This window comes from Lutispora sp. QWL-02, assembly GCF_058315355.1.
This window is the reverse complement of record NZ_CM177762.1, coordinates 432,078-452,872: the sequence shown is the minus strand read 5'-3', so window position 1 is coordinate 452,872 and position 20,795 is coordinate 432,078. Positions and strand designations below refer to the sequence as shown.

Below are 20,795 nucleotides of genomic sequence, written 5' to 3'. Positions count from 1 at the left end.
TTCTGGATAGGGGTATTGGAGCAGGGACTTTTATTTTCTATCATGTCCTTTGGGGTTTATATAACTTATAAAATTTTGGATTTTCCCGATCTGTCCGTTGAAGGCACCTTCCCGCTGGGTGCCTCTGTCACGGCGTTGCTTTTGGTGAAAGGCGCCGATCCCATTCTGGCCTGTATGCTTTCAATGTGTGCAGGCATGGCTGCGGGATTTGTTACAGGAGTGCTGAATGTTAAGTTTAAGATAACAAATCTGCTCTCGGGCATATTGGTGATGATAGGCTTATATTCCATAAATCTGAGGATCATGGGAAAGGCTAATACTCCTTTTTTCAATGCAAAGACTATTTTCTCGGGAGAAATTCCTCCCGTATTTGTGATAATGATATTGGCATTGATCGTAAAGCTGTTTCTTGATTTGATGTTCAAGACGAAGTTTGGTTTTATATTGAAGGCTACCGGTGATAATCATAATATGGTCACATCATTAGGCGTAGATATAGGAGTTATCAAAATAATGGGCATCATGCTTTCAAACGGATTGGTTGCTCTGGCAGGCTCTGTCATGGCTCAGTACCAGAGATTTTCCGATGTAGGAATGGGGAGCGGAATAATAGTTATGGGCCTGGCTTCTATCATAATGGGAGAAACCTTATTAAAAGCTTTCCCTATAATATTTGGGACAGCCTGCGCTCTTTTCGGATCACTGCTTTACAAGGGCAGTATAGCCATAGCCTTGAAGGCCGGCTTGCCTCCCACGGATTTAAAGCTTATAACCTCTGTTATAGTAATAGCTGCCCTGGCGGTTTATAACAGCGGTTTGAAGGTCAAGTTTGGGAGAAATCTACTTTCTGGGGGTGTAAAAGCTGTTACTGATACAAAATCTGCATAAAACCTTTAATAGGGATACAGTCAATGAAAATAAGCTTTTTCAAGGGCTATCCCTGGAAATCAAAGATGGAGACTTTATAACCATCATAGGCAGCAATGGAGCAGGAAAATCCACTTTATTAAACATCATCTCAGGAGGCATACAAAGCGATGAAGGCTCGATCCTGCTCAATAAAAGAGAGATATCCAAAACCCCTGAATATAAAATCAGCAGGCTGATAGGCAGAGTGTTTCAGGATCCTAAAATGGGAACTTCGCCTTCTATGACTGTGCTGGAGAATATGTCTATGGCATGGAATAAAAATAATAGGTACGGATTTTCATGGGGTATTGAAAAAAATAGAATAGCGGACATCAAAGATTCCCTCTCAAAATTATCCTTAGGATTGGAGGATAAGCTTGATGTAAAGGTAGGGCTCCTATCCGGGGGGCAAAGGCAGGCTATGGCCCTTCTGATGGCAGCCATATCAAATCCTTGCCTTTTGCTGCTGGATGAGCATATGGCCGCTTTGGATCCCAAAACCTCTGAGATTATTGCAGGGCTTACAGATAAAATAGTGAAGGAATGCAAAATAACCACACTTATGGTCACCCATAATCTCAAGCAGGCCATAGGTATGGGAAACAGGCTTATAATGATGCACAGAGGTAAAATTATTTTGGATATAAGAGATAAAGATAAAGAGTCCCTCACTGCAGAAAAGCTTTTAGCTTTATTCAGCCAAAAGGAATCGTCAGATATCATCAGCGATCGTTTGATGCTGGCATAAAAAAATAGTTGACATAGTTAAGAGGGCGTATTATACTATTATGTAAATGAATATTTATTCTATCAAGAGAGGTGGAGGGACTGGCCCGATGAAGCCCGACAACCGGCATTCTCATTCGAATGCATCGGTGTCAATTCCAGCAGCACAAGCTGAAAGATAGAAAGGAATTATCCTCTTCTGTTTTTCAGAAGAGTTTTTTTATTGTATAAAATTTAATATTATACTCTTATCAAGAGAGGTGGAGGGACTGGCCCGATGAAGCCCGACAACCGGCATTCTCATTCGAATGCATCGGTGTCAATTCCAGCAGCGTAAAGCTGAGAGATAAGAGAGGTGTGATCCCTCTTTTATCATTGAGGGATTTTTTATTTGTTTCTAACACCGGAGGGGGTACTAAAATGATCGATATAAAAGGCCTTTATAAAACATATACAGGCAAGGAAGGAAATACGGAAGCTCTGAAAAACATTAATCTCAGGATTGAGAAGGGTGATATTTTCGGCATAATAGGCTTAAGCGGAGCAGGAAAATCAACCCTCATCAGATGCATAAACAGGCTTGAAGAGCCTACGAAAGGCAGCATTTTCATTGAGAATAAGGATATCGTTAAGCTGAATGACGGCGAGCTTAGGGATATGAGAAGAAATATAGGAATGATATTTCAGCATTTTAATCTTTTGAGCAGGAAGAATTGCAGAGAAAATATAGCCTTTCCGTTAAAAATAATGAAATATGATAAACGAGAAATGGAGAAACGGGTAGATGAGCTATTGGATATTGTAGATCTAAAGGATAAAAAGTTCTCTTATCCCAGCCAGCTCAGCGGGGGACAAAAGCAAAGGGTAGCAATAGCCAGAGCTTTGGCTACCAACCCTAAAATACTTCTTTGCGATGAAGCTACTTCTGCTTTGGACCCAAATACCACATCTTCCATACTCAAGCTGCTGAAGAGCATAAATGAGACGCTGGGAATAACAATTGTGATGATAACCCATCAGATGGAGGTCATAAAGGAGGTATGCAATAAAGTAGCTGTGATTTCAGATGGAAGTATGGTGGAGCAGGGGAATACCTATGATGTATTTTCAAAGCCGTCTCATCCTATCACAAAGAGCTTTATAAAGGACGTATCCTTAAACATTGACAGAAATATAATAGATGATCCTGAAAATACTGAGGTTGTGAGGATTACATTTTTAGACCACAAGGCAAAAGAGCCGTTGATATATAAAATCATAAAGAATTTCGATATTGAGGCAAACATCCTGGCGGGACAGATGAACAGCATACAAGGAAGAACCTATGGAAATTTGGTTGTAGGCCTCAGGGGAACAGATGAAAAAATAGAGGCTGCAATAGGATACCTAAAGGATGAAGGCGTCATAGTAGAGGAGTTGAAATATAATGGAAGTTCTGATTGAAACAATAAAAAAAATAATGCTTTTAATGCCCAAGCCCCTTTATGAAACTCTATACATGGTGTTTGCATCCACATTGTTTTCGGTTATTTTCGGAATGCCTCTGGGCATCATAACAGCAATATCGGAGGAAGGCAATATTTGGGAAAGAAAGGGCTTGAATAAAGCTTTAAACGGGGTAATAAATATAGCAAGATCCTTCCCCTTCATAATACTGATGATTGCGGTCTTTCCGCTGACAAAGCTCATCGTGGGAAAAAGGATAGGCACAACTGCAGCCATAGTGCCCTTGACCATAGCAGCCATACCCTTTGTAGCCAGGCTCATTGAAAATGCGATAAAGGAGATAAGCCCCGGAATCATAGAAGCAGCCCAATCCATGGGTGCCGACGTAAAGCAGATAGTTTTCAGGGTGATGATACCGGAAGCATTGCCTTCCATAGCATCAGGTATAACCTTGACAATAATAAATCTCATAGGATATTCGGCAATGGCAGGTGCTATAGGGGGCGGGGGCCTTGGAAATTTAGCCATACGATTCGGGTATCAGGGATTCCAAAAAGATGTCATGATAGGAACTGTCATAGTATTGGTCTTAGTGGTTCAGATAATACAGGGCATTGGGAGCAGGATATATAATAAGTTACTGAAATAGATTTACAAAATATAAAAATTGCGAAGCATTTTTTATGGCTGCGAGGCACGGGGTACGGGGCACGGGGCACGTGGATTGAGCAGGACTCTGGAGTCAAGGAGACGGAAACCACTGAAAGACACGAAGATAACACTGAAAAACACTGAAGGGGTTTAATATATGCAATACAAGAGCGATATAACTGATATTTCGGTCATTCTGAGCGTAAGCGAAGAATCTTAGGTATTCCTTATGGTTCTAAGATCCTTCACTACGTTCAGGATGACATATCAGATATAACCTTATTAACACTTTATACAAAGAATAAAATATCCCTCTGTGTAAATCAGTGCTAAATCAGTGTTAATCCGTGTTCCCCGTTCCCTACCCCTGTATGACGCATCATTATACCGACGTGACGCAATGTACAAAAAATATTAAAAATAATTATCGATAATTGATATATATTTTACTGTTTTTCAACCTGGCCAGTTGAAAAACAAAAAATAACTAAGTAAAAATGAAAGGAATGTTTATAAATATGAAAAAGATAATATCACTGGTTTTAGCATTATTATTACTGGCATCCTTGACTATTGGATGCGCACCCAAGGAAGAGGCTGCACCGGCAGCAGCAGAAAATGAGAAGGAAACGGTGCTGAAGGTAGGAGCTACACCAATCCCCCATGCAGAGATATTGGAAGTGGTTAAGCCTTTATTAGAAAAGAAAGGCTTAAAGCTTGAAGTGATCGTTTTTAATGATTATGTTCAACCAAATACAGCACTTGCAGACAAAGAATTAGATGCAAACTTTTTCCAGCATCAGCCCTATTTGGATAATTTCAATAAAGAAAGAGGTTTAAACCTTGTATCTGCAGCTAAGGTTCATGTGGAGCCTTTAGGATTATATTCTAAAAAAATAAATAGCATAACCGAATTAAAAGACGGCAGCACCATAGCTATACCGGATGATGCTACGAATAATGCCAGATCATTGTTATTGCTTCAGGAAAACGGCATTATCAAGCTAAAGGATGGAGGAAGCATAAGTTCTTCGGAAAATGATGTAGTAGAAAACCCCAGAAACCTCAAATTCCAGGCTATTGAGGCTGCACAGCTCCCAAGGGTTCTGGAAGATGTAGATGCTGCCATAATCAATACCAACTTTGCAATTCCGGCAAATCTTAACCCCGTTAAGGATGCATTGCTGATAGAAGACGGAAATTCACCTTATGCCAATACGCTTGTTATAAGAGGCGGAGATGAAGGAAGAGAAGATTTGAAAGAGCTGTCCAATGCATTGAACAGTCCGGAAGTAAAGAAATTTATTGAGGAAAAATATGAAGGAGCAATAATTGCTGCATATTAGTCAAGTTTTTGTAAATCTATAAACGCACAATGAGATTGATCGAACAATAAGACAAAAAACAGAGTTTAGAGTATAATATATAGGTGGCCATTAATAATATAATTTAATGGCTGCCTATATTCTTTGTTTTTGAGGAGAACCGTATGAGTGAGTGGGTAAAGGCAATGGTAGATATAATAGTCCAATATGGAGGCTTTGGACTTTTTATAGTGTCCTTTGCCGAATCTTCATTTTTTCCTATACCTCCGGATTTGATATTGATACCATTGTCTATAATAAATCATGAGCTTGCGTTGTTTTATGCGGCTTTGACCACTTTTTCATCAGTTATAGGAGGGCTATTCGGCTACTATATCGGTGCAAAGGCGGGAAGGCCTATTTTGATGAGATTCTTTGCTGAGGAGAAGATAAAGAGAGTAGAAGAATACTTTGTCAAATATGGAGGATGGGCCGTTGCCATAGCAGGACTCACCCCAATTCCTTACAAGCTTTTCACAATAGCTTCCGGAGTATTTAAGATAAGAAAATCTGTATTTGTAAATGCTTCGATCTTAGGGAGAGGGATCAGATTCTTCGCAGAAGGGGCAATAATCTATATGATGGGAGATCAGGCCCAGAGGATAATAAGCGAATATTTTGATGTGCTTACCGTGGGAATAGCAGCAGCCGGGGCTTTGACATATTTAATATATTATTTGATCAAGAAAAAAAAGTATGGGGAGCACAGGGTATCGGCAGGTTTATTTGCCAGGGGCATCAGCAATAATAAGTATGCAGCAGCTGTTTATAAAAGGCTTGTAAACAATTATGGAGGGTTTATATTTTTGATTCTATCCATTGTTTTGATGTCCTTGTCCTTTGAATTTCTCTTTTTACAGCCCCAATATGAGCTTTTATTATATCTATATATCCCCGTAATTTCTTTGATCATAGGAATATTGTTCTACATCTTTATATTTAGAAACCCAGATAATAGCTTATGGACTTTAAAAAGCCTGCTTAAACATGCGATAGCTGCTGAAATTATTATTTTAGTTTTAGCAGCAGGATTAGCCTATGGTATAGGGAATGATATTGTGGTCCATATGGATCAAACAGTAAACAGCTGGGTAATGCCAATAAGAAGCCCTTCTTTAACAATCATCATGAAAGTGCTAAGCTTTTTTGCATCCTCTGCATTTTTACCCTTTGCCGTTGCATTTTGTTTCTGTTTGCTGGTGCTCAGGTGGAAAAGGCTAAAGTCGGGATTTATACTTTTAATAAATATTCTGGGAGCCAATTTCATTAAAATATTTATTAAAAATATATTCAAAAGAGCAAGGCCCGAGTATGCAATAATAATAGAGAAGGAATACAGCTTTCCCAGCGGCCATTCCCTTATTGGTTTTACATTTTATACAATGCTGGCATATATGGTATTCAAATATTATAATGGACCATATAAGCGCTTAATAACAGGCTTTCTAATCATCTTTCCCATCATTATTGCATTCAGCAGGCTGTATTTAGGAGTCCATTATGCCAGCGATGTTTTTGCCGGCTTGCTATTGGGAACATCTTGGCTTATAGCTTGTATAATCATGGATAATTGGAAATAATATTAAAAAATTGGACAAAAATCTGCCGTAGAATTATAATTATAGTGTCCTATTCTATCGTGCCTGAAAGCAAAGGACATTAAGCTGGTGCATAAGAGATGTTTTAAAATAACCAGTTAAAGGCACGCTGCTAAATCCATCGGTATTTCTCATATTTATGTTGAAATAAATTATATTTTGATGGAGAACTGCTGATGTTATTCTCTATAAATAAAGGAGGTGCTGTTATTGGAAAATTTAGAGGGAAATGTTATGCAAATTAACATAGAAGATGAGATGAAAAAATCCTTTATTGATTATGCCATGAGCGTTATTGTACAAAGGGCACTGCCGGATGTAAGAGACGGACTTAAGCCCGTACACCGACGTATACTATATGCAATGCATGATTTGGGATTTACACCGGATAAGCCTCATAGGAAGTCTGCAACCACAGTAGGTGAAGTGCTTGGTAAATATCATCCCCATGGTGACGTCGCCGTATACGATACTATGGTAAGAATGGCACAAGATTTTTCACATAGATATATGCTTATTGACGGTCACGGAAACTTTGGTTCTGTTGACGGAGATAGCCCGGCTGCCATGCGTTATACAGAAGCGAGGATGGCCAAGATTTCTATGGAAATGATGAGAGACATCAATAAAGAAACCGTCGATTTCATTCCAAACTATGATGAAAGCTTAAAGGAGCCTTCTGTACTTCCTTCCAGATTTCCTAATTTATTGGTCAATGGGAGCAACGGTATTGCAGTTGGTATGGCAACATCAATCCCTCCCCACAACTTAAATGAGGTTATAGACGGGGTCATTGCTGCTATAGATGATCCGGATATTGAACTGGATGAGTTGATGAAGCATATTAAAGCTCCTGATTTCCCTACAGGCGGCTTGATAATGGGAAGAGAAGGAGTAAAGAAGGCATATGCTACAGGAAGAGGCAGGGTTATAGTCAGAGCTAAGGCTGAAATTGAAGCTATGTCGAGCAATCGCCAGAGGATTGTGGTTTATGAAATACCTTATCAGGTGAATAAGGCCAATCTAATTGAAAAAATTGCCGACCTTGTAAAGGATAAAAGGATCGAGGGTATTTCTGATCTGAGGGATGAATCCGACAGAGAAGGCATGAGAATAGTTATTGAGCTAAAGAGAGATGCCAATGCCAATGTAGTTTTGAATCTTTTATATAAGCATACCCAATTGCAGGATACATTCAGCATAATAATGCTTGCTCTGGACAGAGGGCAGCCGAGGGTAATGGACTTAAAGACCATGATAAACCACTACATTGCCCATCAGAAGGAAATAATAATAAGGCGTACCCAATATGATCTCCGAAAGGCGGAAGAAAGAGCACATATATTGGAAGGCTTGAGGATTGCGCTGGATAATATCGATGAAATCATCAACATTTTGAGGAGCTCCAAAACGGTGCCTGAAGCCAAAGAGAGAATGATGGAAAGATTCGGTTTATCCGATGCTCAAGCCACTGCTATAGCGGAAATGAGGCTGAAGAGCCTTACAGGCTTGGAAAGAGGCAAGATCGAAGAAGAATACCTTTCTCTCATAAAGGATATAGAATATTACAATTCTATACTGGCCAGTGAGCTTATGGTATCAAATATAGTTAAAAATGAGCTGCTGGAAATAAAGAAGGTCTATGGAGATAAGAGAAGGAGCAAAATAACTCAGTCCGCCGAAGAGTTCAATGAAGAGGATCTGATAGATGAGCAGGAGGTGGCTGTTACCTTGACTCACTATGGCTATATAAAGAGACTTCCTGCGGATACTTATAAGAGCCAGAGAAGAGGAGGCAGGGGTATCACAGCCCTTCAAACGAGAGAAGACGATTTCGTTGAGCATTTGTTTATTACCTCAACCCATAATTATCTGCTGTTCTTTACAAACAAAGGCAGGATGTACAGGCTTAAGACTTATGAAATTCCTGAAGCCGGAAGACAAGCAAAAGGAACAGCCTTGGTAAATCTGCTTCATCTTGACGGAGATGAAAAGGTGAGCGCCGTAATTCCTATAAAAGGCTTTGAAGACGAAGGCTATTTGATATTCATGACAAAAAGGGGAACTATAAAGAAAACAGAGCTGAAGCAGTATGCATCCCAGCGAGTTACAGGGCTCAATGCCATAACATTGCGTGATGAGGATGAACTCATCTCTGTCAAGCTGACAAGGGGCACATCGGAATTGATGGCTATAACAAGGCATGGCTTGTCCATCAGATTCCCCGAATCAGATGTCAGGGATATGGGGCGAAGCGCTATGGGAGTAAAGGGAGTCAACCTAAATCCCGATGATAGTGTTATAGCATTAGATATAGTGGAGGAAAATGCTGAACTTCTGGTAATAAGCGAAAAAGGCTTCGGCAAAAGAACGCCTTTGACCGAATATAGAGTCCAAAGCCGCGGCGGCAAGGGAATAAAGACTTCTAATATAACAGAAAAGACGGGATACCTGGTAGGTGCAAAGGTGGTCAAGGATGACTGCGAAGTGATGCTGATAAGCGCCGAAGGCATTATAATAAGAATGGCTATCGATGGAATATCCGTAATGGGCAGAAGCACTCAGGGAGTCACTTTGATGAAGCTTGCAGAGAATGACAGTGTGGTTGCCTTGGCCAAGATAGTGCCAGATGAAGAATGTTAAAATAAAGGGCTTTTGCTGCGGTGAAAGTTTCAGTTTATAGAAAAACACGGTTTTCAGATGTGAGAAAACCGTGTTTTTGCTATTCTGCAAACTTGCTCTAAAGCTCATTTCTTAAAGCAGCTTCTAAGCTTTCACCTAAGATAACCAATCTATTTTCCGTATTTTTTAGACTAAAAAAGTCTACCAATAATATATTGCCGATTTTTTGAATGCCGCCAACCGTTGCCGGTACGATTATTATCTCCATATCTTCTTCGGTGCTTTCTCCAAGCTTGTTTAGATTTAGTCGTTTGATTGCATCAATAGTAGGCTGAACCTCATCTATGTATTCCAGTATCATAAGATTGTTTGAATAGTACTTCCTTTCTGCCTTATTACCGGAAAAAGGTTCTTTGTTATTCAGCGCGCTAAGCACCCTTCTGAGAGATTCGCTGTTAAAATCCTCATTATATATATATGAGAATTCTCTCATAGAGCTAAGGTCGTTTAAAAAGCTTTCATTCACCTTTTCTTTTGCCATCATTGAATTCCAAAAAAATAGTGTGATTTCGAGACCGTTTAAATTTGTTTTTATATTTGCCATGTAAATTCGTTGCCAAATATTATTGTTTTGGTAACGCTTTTCACCTCCCAGCTTATACTTGTTTAAATTTTTCATTATTATTATAACACGTTCATTGTTTTTATCGTCAGTTTTATGATTATTTTTTTAATCAATTTTGTAAGGAAAATTTATACTTTTTCATGCATCTAAAAAGTATAATCCGGGCCAATAATAATAGCGGGGCTTGATGTGATTATTTAATGCAATCTGGTGAATACAGATGGAAAAAAGAACAATAAATAGTATATTGACATCATAAATAATTCATGATAATATATAATTCCTGCCTGAGCGCAGGACAAAATCACAGCAAGGAAGCGCATGCAATGCGTTACGCTGAAAAAAACTAAAAACCATATTGACATCTCGTTTGATGCGTGATAATATAGGAAAGGTCGGCACGATGAGCCGACGGTAAAATGGACTTTGAAAACTAAACAGTATTAGATATGAAGAATGTAATTCTTTTGAGTAGGATTGAACAACTATTTATGTATAAAAGCATTAGAAATAATGATTTTAAGATATTAATTAGAGAGTTTGATCCTGGCTCAGGACGAACGCTGGCGGCGTGCCTAACACATGCAAGTCGAACGGAAATGCGGAAGTAGTTTACTATTGACGTATTTTAGTGGCGGACGGGTGAGTAACACGTGGGCAACCTGCCTTAAAGAGGGGGATAACACCGAGAAATCGGTGCTAATACCGCATAACATTAGAAAGTCGCATGACTTTGTAATCAAAGGAGAAATCCGCTTTAAGATGGGCCCGCGCCTGATTAGCTAGTTGGTGGGGTAGAAGCCTACCAAGGCGACGATCAGTAGCCGATCTGAGAGGATGAACGGCCACACTGGAACTGAGACACGGTCCAGACTCCTACGGGAGGCAGCAGTGGGGAATATTGCACAATGGAGGAAACTCTGATGCAGCAACGCCGCGTGGAGGACGAAGGTTTTCGGATTGTAAACTCCTGTCTTTTGGGACGATAATGACGGTACCAAAAGAGGAAGCCACGGCTAACTACGTGCCAGCAGCCGCGGTAATACGTAGGTGGCGAGCGTTGTCCGGAATTACTGGGCGTAAAGGGCGCGTAGGCGGCCTGTTAAGTCAGATGTGAAACCCCCAGGCTCAACTTGGGGATTGCATATGAAACTGATGGGCTCGAGTGTCGGAGAGGAAAGCGGAATTCCTAGTGTAGCGGTGAAATGCGTAGATATTAGGAGGAACACCAGTGGCGAAGGCGGCTTTCTGGACGATAACTGACGCTGAGGCGCGAAAGCGTGGGGAGCAAACAGGATTAGATACCCTGGTAGTCCACGCTGTAAACTATGGATACTAGGTGTGGGAGGTATCGACCCCTTCCGTGCCGCAGTAAACGCAATAAGTATCCCGCCTGGGGAGTACGGCCGCAAGGTTGAAACTCAAAGGAATTGACGGGGGCCCGCACAAGCAGCGGAGCATGTGGTTTAATTCGAAGCAACGCGAAGAACCTTACCAGAACTTGACATCTCCTGCATAATCCGTAATGGGATGAAATCCTTCGGGACAGGAAGACAGGTGGTGCATGGTTGTCGTCAGCTCGTGTCGTGAGATGTTGGGTTAAGTCCCGCAACGAGCGCAACCCCTATACTTAGTTGCTAACATTTGGTTGAGCACTCTAAGTAGACTGCCGGAGACAATTCGGAGGAAGGTGGGGATGACGTCAAATCATCATGCCCCTTATGTTCTGGGCTACACACGTGCTACAATGGGTATAACAACGGGAAGCAAACCAGTGATGGCAAGCAAATCCCTAAAAAATACTCCCAGTTCAGATTGTTCTCTGCAACCCGAGAACATGAAGTCGGAGTTGCTAGTAATCGCGAATCAGCATGTCGCGGTGAATACGTTCCCGGGCCTTGTACACACCGCCCGTCACACCATGGGAGTTGGAAGCACCCGAAGCCGGTGACTTAACCGCAAGGAGAGAGCCGTCGAAGGTGAAGCCAATGACTGGGGTGAAGTCGTAACAAGGTAGCCGTATCGGAAGGTGCGGCTGGATCACCTCCTTTCTAAGGAGCACATGAGAAGTAACACTCTCATAATCCTATGGTCGATGGACTAGCCACTGGCTGCTAGCCACTAGCCGCTGGCAAACAAGGCAGACCCAAGAGGAATACCTAAATGCCAGAAGCAAGAGGCCAGAAGCTAGAAGCTGACCCAATATAACTACCCAAGAGAATACATTATATCTGATACTGATTAGTTTTGAAAGTCCATTGGACTTTCAGCCACTGGCCGCTAGCCACTAGCCGCTGGCAAAATGCCAGAAGCAAGAGGCAAGAAGCCAGAAGCTTGCGAGCGAAGCTCGCCATGCACCTTGAAAACTGCACAATACTGAGAAAAGAAGAGGTAACAGTATGTAGATACTGTACTACTACTAAAGCTGAGGAAAAACACTGATCAAGCTAATAAGAGCATATGGTGGATGCCTTGGCACCAGGAGCCGAAGAAGGACGTGACAAGCTGCGAAAAGCTGTGGTAAGCCGCAAATAGGCCATGACCCACAGATCTCCGAATGAGGAAACTCACCTAAGGTAATGCTTAGGTATCATACAGTCAATAAAATAGCTGTATGAAGGGACACCGGGGGAACTGAAACATCTAAGTACCCCGAGGAAAAGAAAGAAACATCGATTCCCTAAGTAGCGGCGAGCGAACGGGGAAGAGCCCAAACCAAAGAGGGAAACCACTTTGGGGTTAGGACCGGCATAAACCATAAGACCCTTAGCCGAATAGAGCTGGAAAGCTCAATCGCAGAAGGTAAAAATCCTGTAGGCGAAAAGGGAAATATGGAAGCCGGAATCCAGAGTACCACGAGGAACGAGAAACCTAGTGGGAAGACGGGAGGCCCACCTCCCAAGGCTAAATACTACCTGGTGACCGATAGCGCACAGTACCGTGAGGGAAAGGTGAAAAGAACCCCGGGAGGGGAGTGAAAAAGAACCTGAAACCGTATGCTTACAATCGGTGGGAGCACATTTAAGTGTGACCGCGTACTTTTTGTAGAACGGACCAGCGAGTTGCGATGGCTAGCGAGGTTAAGGACTTTTGGTCTGAAGCCGAAGCGAAAGCGAGCCTTAATAGGGCGTAAAGTTAGCTATTGCAGACCCGAAACCGGGTGACCTATCCATGGACAGGGTGAAGTTGAAGTAAAATTCAATGGAGGCCCGAACTCACCGTTGTTGAAAAAACGGGGGATGAGCTGTGGATAGCGGAGAAATTCCAATCGAACTCGGAGATAGCTGGTTCTCCCCGAAATAGCTTTAGGGCTAGCCTCAATGGAGAATCTCGGAGGTAGAGCACTGAATGGGCTAGGGGCTTTTAAGGTTACCGAACCCTATCAAACTCCGAATGCCGAAGATTTGCTCATTGGGAGTCAGACTACGAATGATAAGATCCGTGGTCAAAAGGGAAAGAGCCCAGACCATCAGCTAAGGTCCCCAAATCCAAACTAAGTGGAAAAGGATGTGTGACTACACAGACAACCAGGATGTTGGCTTAGAAGCAGCCACTCATTGAAAGAGTGCGTAATAGCTCACTGGTCAAGTGGTCATGCGCCGAAAATGTCCGGGGCTAAAGTTTGGTACCGAAGCTATGGCATGGAAACATGGGTAGGGGAGCATTCTATGTAGGCTGAAGCTATACCGAAAGGAGTAGTGGACTGCATAGAAGAGAGAATGCTGGTATAAGTAGCGAAAGTTAAGTGAGAATCTTAACCGTCGAAAATCTAAGGATTCCTGAGGAAGGTTCGTCCGCTCAGGGTAAGTCGGGACCTAAGGAGAGGCGTATAGCGTATCCGATGGACAATCGGTTGACATTCCGATACCACCTAGAATCGCATGAAGGAAGCAGTGACGCAGGAGGATAAGATGAGCACGGTGTTGGTAATCCGTGTCCAAGCACAAAGGCTGACATACAGGAAAGACCGTATGTCATAAGGCTGATGTGTAAAGGGGAGTGAAATCCAAGTAACGAAGCATCTGATTTCACACTGTCAAGAAAAGCTGCTAACGAGAAACTAGGTGCCCGTACCGCAAACCGACACAGGTAGATGAGGAGAGAATCCTAAGACGAGCGAGAGAAGCGTTGTTAAGGAACTCGGCAAAATAACCCCGTAACTTCGGGAGAAGGGGTACTCTAGAGATAGAGTCGCAGTGAAAAGGCCCAAGCGACTGTTTAGCAAAAACACAGGTCTCTGCTAAATCGAAAGATGAAGTATAGGGGCTGACGCCTGCCCGGTGCTGGAAGGTTAAGGGGAATGCTTAGCGCAAGCGAAGGTATGAACTTAAGCCCCAGTAAACGGCGGCCGTAACTATAACGGTCCTAAGGTAGCGAAATTCCTTGTCAGGTAAGTTCTGACCCGCACGAATGGCGTAACGACTTGGGCACTGTCTCGACAACGCGCTCGGCGAAATTGTAGTACTAGTGAAGATGCTAGTTACCCGCGATTGGACGGAAAGACCCCGTAGAGCTTTACTGTAGCTTGGCATTGGGTTTCGGTATTTCATGTACAGGATAGGTGGGAGACTGAGAAATTAAGACGCCAGTCTTAATGGAGTCACCGTTGGGATACCACTCTTGAGATACTGAAATTCTAACCAGTGGCCATATAACTGGTCATGGGACATAGCCAGGCGGGCAGTTTGACTGGGGCGGTCGCCTCCCAAAGAGTAACGGAGGCGTCCAAAGGTTCCCTCAGAATGGTTGGAAATCATTCGCAGAGTGCAAAGGCAAAAGGGAGCTTAACTGCAAGAGAGACAACTCGAGCAGATACGAAAGTAGGGCTTAGTGATCCGGTGGTACCGAGTGGAAGGGCCATCGCTCAACGGATAAAAGCTACCTCGGGGATAACAGGCTTATCTCCCCCAAGAGTCCACATCGACGGGGAGGTTTGGCACCTCGATGTCGGCTCGTCGCATCCTGGGGCTGGAGTAGGTCCCAAGGGTTGGGCTGTTCGCCCATTAAAGCGGCACGCGAGCTGGGTTCAGAACGTCGTGAGACAGTTCGGTCCCTATCCGTCGCGGGCGCAGGAAATTTGAGGAGATCTGTCCTTAGTACGAGAGGACCGGGATGGACGAACCTCTGGTGTATCAGTTGTCCTGCCAAGGGCATAGCTGAGTAGCTAAGTTCGGAACGGATAAGCGCTGAAGGCATCTAAGCGCGAAGCCGGCTTCAAGATGAGATTTCCCACAGAGTAATCTGGTAAGACCCCATGTAGACCACGTGGTAGATAGGTCGGAGGTGTAAGTACAGCAATGTATGCAGCTGACCGATACTAATAGGTCGAGGGCTTGATCTAAAAATATTCTTCAGACAAACAAAGCTCAGATATTGTGTAGTTTTGAAGGTGCACGCAGCCTTAAGCTGCGAGCCGCTAGCTACTAGCCACTGGCTGCTAGCTAGAAAAAAAGACCCCAAGGGAATGCCCTAATCTAGAGGCCAGAAGCCAGAGACTAGAGGCTGACCCAAAAGGAATACCTCATAGCAAATTATCCGGTGACAATAACAGAGAGGCCACACCTGTTCCCATGCCGAACACAGAAGTTAAGCTCTCTAGTGCCGATGGTACTTGGACCGCAGGGTCCCGGGAGAGTAGGTCGTCGCCGGGTCTTTTTTTATTTTTTGCCAATTTCCAGATAGATGTGTACAATATGTGTAATATGTGGGAAAATGTACTATATAACAATATTCTAATGTGGGGTGATCTGCATGAGGAAAAAATATAGTATTCTAGTTTTGATTATTTTATTGTTTATTTTAACCTTCTTCTCAGACACACATGAAAAGGGAACCACACCTATCAATAAAATTGAGAGTAATCCGTATAATAATCAATACATTATAAAAGCGAATCTAAATACAGCGGATAAGATCATAAATGCAGTACAACAAGTGATATATGTCAATAATACAGGCATAGAATTAGAAGAAATATATTTTCATGTGTATCCTAATTCGTTTAAGACGGAGGAAACTGCTCCGGTAGAAGAATACAATCCCCGCTTTATACCAGGCTATACGGATATTGTATCGCTGGAGGCAGCTACAGATAAAGGAAAAATAGCTTTAAAACATGAAATTATGGGTAGAGACGGCACTATACTTAGAATTGAATTGCCTTATAATATAAAGCCTTCAGAAAATATAGTCCTTGATATGAAGTACATAGTACATATTCCTCCTGCGAGATACAGATTTGGATATGGTGATATAACCATCAATCTGGACAATTGGTACCCTATAGCAGCTGTATATGATGATAAGGGCTGGAATATTGAAAGATATTATAGTATCGGAGAACCTTTCTACAGTGATGCTGCAGATTATAAAGTAAGTATTGAAGCTCCCAAAGAATACACTATTGCAAGCACAGGATTCTTGATTGAAGAAAAGGCGGAGGACGGGAGAACAGTTTGGAGCTTTGAAGCAAATAGTGTAAGAAATTTTGCACTGATAGCCTGTGATAGATATAAAGTGCTGGAGAAAAACATTGATGGAATTTTAGTAAAATCTTATTTCTATAGTTATGATGAGAAATACGGAAAAATAGCCCTTGAACACGGAATCCGAGCAATAAAAGCCTTTAACCAGGAATTTGGCAGCTATCCATATCCAAGTTTTTCAATTGTAGAGGCAGACTGCCCCCAAGGCATAGAGCTGTCAGGTATGGTGTGCATAAATGATCTGTATTATTACAATGACTCAGTATTCCAGATCACCAAATGGAGAATTTTAAAAGAACCCTTTAAGCGTCTAATCACCCGTGGAGTGGCTAGGCAATGGTGGTACAACACCGTCGGTCATGATCAGATAAATGAAGCCTGGCTTGGCGGAGGATTTACCCGCTATTGTGAAGGCCTTTTTATTGAGCTTGAACGAAAAGATGAAGAGGCAGGCAGAAATTTTTTTTGGAGTGAGGTCGAGCCCAATGTAAATTCCCTAATCGGAATAGGAGATTATGATATTGGTGTGTATAAGCCTTTAAGCGAGTTCAAATATATCGAAGAATATAAAGCCTCGGTGCAAGATAAGGGGGCATTATTGCTCTATAGCCTCAGGCAGGAGTTGGGGGACGATATTTTTAAAGAGATACTGAGGCAATATTATAGTAAATATAAGTTTAAAAACGCTTCAACAAAAGATTTTATAAGCATATGCCAATCTATCAGCGGCAAAAATCTAGAATCCTTTTTCAGTAAATGGCTGTAGGAATATGTAAACGATAAAGCTGATAGATATAGAGGATATCGGCTGCTAACAGTTATTATATAATAGCTAAAATAATTGTTTGAAAAGTATATCACAATAATATATAATTTATATAAAAGATGGTATAGATGTAACAACGCGGAAATTGTGGAAAAAGGAAGTATAATGTCATAAAATGTCTAATATCTCTAGCCAATTCGGCTACAGGAGGTGATGTTTTGAATATCAGTGAAAGCTATCAGGAAGCGTGCAGACTGTTAAAGCAAAACAGGAAAGAAGCCTCAAAGAAGATTTTTGAAAGCATATTAGCAGAGAAACCCGGGCATTTTGAAAGTATAAATAAGCTTGGTACCATATATGCAATACAGGGGGAGCTGGATGATGCCAAGAACATGTACCTCAAAGCATTGGAGATAAACCCGGATTATGTCCCGGCACTATGCAATCTTGCAAATATATATAACCAAAACGGAGATTTTGAAAACGCATTAAAATATTACAGCATTTCAATAGAAAAAGACAGCAAATATCCTATGACCTATTATAACCTATCTGTATTATATAAATCTCACAAAGACTATGATAATTATTTAAAATGCATTAATCAATACAAAAAAAGTCTTAAAAACCAAATCGATCAGGAAGATAAACCAAAGATTCTTAAAGGCCGCAGTAGGACACTTATAATCGCAGCTCTAATTTTTATAGTGATGTTTATATTCTCCATAATCAGAGGGAGATATATATAAAAATGAATAAGGAGGGTAGTTTAGTTTTCTTCGCATAAAAATAAAGAGGAGGGTTAATAGTGAGAAGAATTACATACATACTACTCGTGACCGTAATGATATTATCGATGATTATTTCGGTTTATGCAGCACCGGAAGACAAAGTGGGAGTTATAAAAGCATTTAGTGAAGAATCCATAACAATGATTGTAAATGGCAAAGATGTTACTTACAAAATCAATGAAAATACTAAAGTAATGAGAATCGATCAAGAGATGGACTTGATGGACATTGCTAAAAAGGGTTTAAAAGCTACATTTAAAGCTGACAACAATAATCTTATATACATTAACATACCAAACATGGGAGCTGAAATTCAAGGAACTCCAAGAGTAGCTGTTTCAGATCTAAGAATAAATACTACTGAATCAAAAGCTGATAATAAAGAAACAGCCAGCATTGATTCCAAAACAAATGAAGTACTTACTCATATTTCAACAGTAGTAAAGGAAATAGGAGAAACAGAAGATAGTGTTTATGTTTATTACAATGAGGAAGGAAAAGAATATATTGATCTTGGAGATAAGGTAATTATTGAGGGCAGCATTAAAGTAAATCTTAACGGTAAAGACCTTAAGGTAATAGGCGAAAAGGATGAATTTAATTCTGCAGCTCCTGATGATGAAGTAAAGTTTGCCATAGTAGACGGATATTCTAATCTATTATTTGAAGGAAAAATAACTGATAATAAAGATGCTGCTCAGGCAGATATTGAAAAGATACTTAAAGTAAGCTATAAGAAAAAAATGTTTGAAGTGTATACTACAGAAACAAATTTCTTAAACGTAAACAGCGAAGCAATTATCGAATTAAATGGGAAGATAGTACCGCTCGATAAAGCTTTAGCTATGTCTAATGCAAGTCTTATAAGAACAAATCCTGACGGTGAATTAATTCACTTAGATGCTTTCTATAAAGGAGTAAATGCTGAATTTCTAAACTTGAATAAGAACGAAATTACTGTAAACGTAATAAAAAATGGTAAAATTGTAGGGCAAGAGGTATTAACATTGGCAGAAGGAGTTACTGTATCTGATAAGGATGGTGCTCCTATAGAATTAAAAGATTTGAAAGCAAATGATAATATCCTTATTACAACTGAGCCTGCAGAAGGCTATAGTATTACTTCGATAACAAAAAAGTAAATAAGTGAAACAAATTTAACAAGGAGGGGTTTTGTGTGAAAACAGATAGGACTGTTATTTCAATAGTTTTAATACTGTCAATTATTTTATCAACCTTTGGAGTTGTTGCAGCTGCACCAGCTCCCAAATCTCAGGGTATTTTAATGCGGGCTGATTTCAGCGACCCTTTATGTTTGGTTCCCTTTATGCATTCTGATACCGCGTCAAGTGATATTTGTGATTTAATATATTCATCGCTTTTAAAATATGATAAAAACTTAAATCTATCGCCAGAAGTAGCAGAGGCTTTGCCTACAGTATCTAAAGACGGCAAAACCATAACCTTTAAGCTTAAAAAAGGAGTCTTATGGCATGATGGAGTGGAACTCACATCTGCCGATATTAAGTTCACATATGACATTATAAGAGATCCTGCAGTCAACTCCGACAGAATGGCCGATTTTGAAATAATATCAAGGATAGATACTCCTGATAAATACACAGTTGCATTTATATTGAAAAATCCAAGTGGTGTTTTGCTGGATCAATTCCAAAACAAGTATTTAATACCAAAGCATTTATATGAAAAAGAAGACAAGACAAAGTTAAAATCCTCAAAATATGCACGCAATCCTGTAGGATGTGGGGCATTTAAGTTTGTGGAATGGAAAAACAATGAAAGAGTAACTCTTGAAGGATTTGATAAATACTTTGACGGCAAACCTGGATTTGAAAAATATATATTTGATATAAATCCAAGCCAGGCAACTGCAATGGTTAAAGTTGAAAAAGGCGAAGCAAACATGGTACAGGTTCCTGAATCCGATGTAGCCCGTATGAGTAAATTGCCTAATCTAAATGTAAATCGCTATGTCGGCAATGTATTTGACTGTGTTCTTTGGAATACAAAAACTTCTTTCTTTTCTGATAAAAAGGTAAGGCAGGCCATGACTCATGCGATAAACAAGAATGCTATAGTAAGCGGTATTTACAAGGGCAATGGTAAGCCGGCCGTAGGTTCAGTTGTGCCAGCACTGCCTTTCTATAATAAAAATGCAAAGGATTATAAATACAGCATAGCAACAGCAAAGAAGCTTTTGGATGAAGCCGGCTGGAAGGTTGGAAAAGACGGAATACGAGAAAAGAACGGCAAGAAATTTAAGATCACAATGCTTACAAACAAGGGCAATATAATGAGAGAAAAGCTTATAGTTGAAGTTCAAAGACAGCTGAGGCAGGTAGGAATAGTAGTAGAACCAAGGATTATAGAATGGAATACATTTATTACTCAATATCTTGAAACAGGAAATTTTGATGCCTATGTAGGCGGATTCACAACAGGCTTGGATGCTGACCACAGAGCTTTTTATTACAGCGATCCTGCTGTGGGAATATTAAACAGAGGTGGTTACAGCAACCCTTCAGCAGATAAAATAATGGATGAAATTGTTATTACCACAGATATGAAAAAGCAAAAAGAATTAATGTTTAAGCTGCAAGAAATTGTAGCTGAAGATCAGCCAATGACCTTCATAATATATAGGACTCAAGCAATTGCTTTAAATAAAAATGTTAAGAATGCAGAATTCTATGATCTATTAAATTGGCATAATCCAGAAAAATGCTGGGTTGAATAGAAGCTCACAGGTATAAGGGTATGCGAAAAGTCGCATACCCTTACTATAAGGAGG

The 20,795-nt window shown here is 40.8% G+C and carries 12 protein-coding genes, 3 rRNA genes and 2 riboswitches; of the genes, 14 read left to right on the top strand and 1 reads right to left on the bottom strand.

Translation table 11 applies throughout. The features are described from left to right. Positions 1-42 precede the first annotated feature (42 nt). The 7 genes from AC4HCY_RS01845 (at position 43) to gyrA (ending at position 9,337) form a co-directional block, all read left to right on the top strand. Positions 43-888, top strand: coding sequence for an ABC transporter permease (locus AC4HCY_RS01845; protein ID WP_491096066.1), 846 nt, complete (start codon positions 43-45; stop codon positions 886-888). Continuing rightward, the gene (locus AC4HCY_RS01840; protein ID WP_491096065.1) at positions 863-1,657 is read left to right on the top strand and encodes an ABC transporter ATP-binding protein; all 795 of its coding nucleotides are present in this window, start codon (positions 863-865) and stop codon (positions 1,655-1,657) included. The genes AC4HCY_RS01845 and AC4HCY_RS01840 overlap by 26 nt, the downstream gene beginning before the upstream one ends. 56 nt (positions 1,658-1,713) lie before the next feature. After that, positions 1,714-1,820, top strand: a riboswitch (SAM riboswitch). A 60-nt stretch (positions 1,821-1,880) separates the two neighbouring features. Next, positions 1,881-1,988: riboswitch (SAM riboswitch) on the top strand. A gap of 67 nt (positions 1,989-2,055) precedes the next feature. Continuing rightward, complete coding sequence (locus AC4HCY_RS01835; protein WP_491095265.1) at positions 2,056-3,078, top strand: methionine ABC transporter ATP-binding protein; 1,023 nt, start codon at positions 2,056-2,058, stop codon at positions 3,076-3,078. Next, positions 3,062-3,730 (top strand): methionine ABC transporter permease, encoded by a 669-nt coding sequence (locus AC4HCY_RS01830; RefSeq protein WP_323432646.1) that lies wholly within the window; start codon positions 3,062-3,064, stop codon positions 3,728-3,730. Before AC4HCY_RS01835 ends, AC4HCY_RS01830 begins: the two co-directional genes overlap by 17 nt. 520 nt (positions 3,731-4,250) lie before the next feature. Continuing rightward, positions 4,251-5,078, top strand: a complete 828-nt coding sequence (locus AC4HCY_RS01825; RefSeq protein WP_323433545.1) for a MetQ/NlpA family ABC transporter substrate-binding protein — start codon at positions 4,251-4,253, stop codon at positions 5,076-5,078. Positions 5,079-5,221: 143 nt separating this feature from the next. Further along, positions 5,222-6,676, top strand: a complete 1,455-nt coding sequence (locus tag AC4HCY_RS01820; RefSeq protein WP_323433546.1) for a phosphatase PAP2 family protein — start codon at positions 5,222-5,224, stop codon at positions 6,674-6,676. 252 nt (positions 6,677-6,928) lie between these two features. Continuing rightward, a complete protein-coding gene (gene gyrA / locus AC4HCY_RS01815; protein ID WP_491096064.1) occupies positions 6,929-9,337 on the top strand; it encodes a DNA gyrase subunit A in 2,409 nt (802 codons plus the stop codon). Between the two features lie 97 nt (positions 9,338-9,434). On the opposite strand, the gene AC4HCY_RS01810 is transcribed toward gyrA, so the two are convergent. Next, positions 9,435-9,995, bottom strand: coding sequence for a hypothetical protein (locus AC4HCY_RS01810; protein ID WP_491095264.1), 561 nt, complete (start codon positions 9,993-9,995; stop codon positions 9,435-9,437). A gap of 474 nt (positions 9,996-10,469) precedes the next feature. Between AC4HCY_RS01810 and AC4HCY_RS01805 the strand changes: the two genes are divergently transcribed. The 7 genes from AC4HCY_RS01805 to AC4HCY_RS01775 all read left to right on the top strand — a co-directional run bounded on the left by AC4HCY_RS01805 (position 10,470) and on the right by AC4HCY_RS01775 (position 20,741). Then, a 16S ribosomal RNA gene (locus AC4HCY_RS01805) occupies positions 10,470-11,992 on the top strand. A 389-nt stretch (positions 11,993-12,381) separates the two neighbouring features. After that, positions 12,382-15,282, top strand: a 23S ribosomal RNA gene (locus AC4HCY_RS01800). A 193-nt stretch (positions 15,283-15,475) separates the two neighbouring features. Next, a 5S ribosomal RNA gene (rrf, locus tag AC4HCY_RS01795) occupies positions 15,476-15,592 on the top strand. Together the 16S, 23S and 5S rRNA genes form the textbook arrangement of a ribosomal RNA operon. Before the next feature lie 100 nt (positions 15,593-15,692). Then, complete coding sequence (locus AC4HCY_RS01790) at positions 15,693-17,192, top strand: M1 family metallopeptidase (RefSeq protein WP_491095263.1); 1,500 nt, start codon at positions 15,693-15,695, stop codon at positions 17,190-17,192. Positions 17,193-17,410: 218 nt separating this feature from the next. Further along, positions 17,411-17,941: a tetratricopeptide repeat protein gene (locus AC4HCY_RS01785; RefSeq protein WP_323432642.1), complete on the top strand. Its 531-nt coding sequence runs from the start codon at positions 17,411-17,413 to the stop codon at positions 17,939-17,941. A 59-nt stretch (positions 17,942-18,000) separates the two neighbouring features. After that, complete coding sequence (locus tag AC4HCY_RS01780; RefSeq protein ID WP_491095262.1) at positions 18,001-19,125, top strand: hypothetical protein; 1,125 nt, start codon at positions 18,001-18,003, stop codon at positions 19,123-19,125. A gap of 35 nt (positions 19,126-19,160) precedes the next feature. Further along, complete coding sequence (locus tag AC4HCY_RS01775) at positions 19,161-20,741, top strand: ABC transporter substrate-binding protein (RefSeq protein ID WP_323432596.1); 1,581 nt, start codon at positions 19,161-19,163, stop codon at positions 20,739-20,741. Positions 20,742-20,795: the final 54 nt, after the last annotated feature.

Excerpts from the sequence above, each read along its gene's own strand:
- AC4HCY_RS01845 (WP_491096066.1), top strand. The coding sequence starts at position 43 with ATGTCCTTTGGGGTTTATATAACTTATAAAATTTTGGATTTTCCCGAT.
- AC4HCY_RS01835 (WP_491095265.1), top strand. The coding sequence starts at position 2,056 with ATGATCGATATAAAAGGCCTTTATAAAACATATACAGGCAAGGAAGGA.
- AC4HCY_RS01830 (WP_323432646.1), top strand. The coding sequence starts at position 3,062 with ATGGAAGTTCTGATTGAAACAATAAAAAAAATAATGCTTTTAATGCCC.
- AC4HCY_RS01825 (WP_323433545.1), top strand. The coding sequence starts at position 4,251 with ATGAAAAAGATAATATCACTGGTTTTAGCATTATTATTACTGGCATCC.
- AC4HCY_RS01820 (WP_323433546.1), top strand. The coding sequence starts at position 5,222 with ATGAGTGAGTGGGTAAAGGCAATGGTAGATATAATAGTCCAATATGGA.
- gyrA (WP_491096064.1), top strand. The coding sequence starts at position 6,929 with ATGCAAATTAACATAGAAGATGAGATGAAAAAATCCTTTATTGATTAT.
- AC4HCY_RS01810 (WP_491095264.1), bottom strand. The coding sequence starts at position 9,995 with ATGAAAAATTTAAACAAGTATAAGCTGGGAGGTGAAAAGCGTTACCAA.
- AC4HCY_RS01790 (WP_491095263.1), top strand. The coding sequence starts at position 15,693 with ATGAGGAAAAAATATAGTATTCTAGTTTTGATTATTTTATTGTTTATT.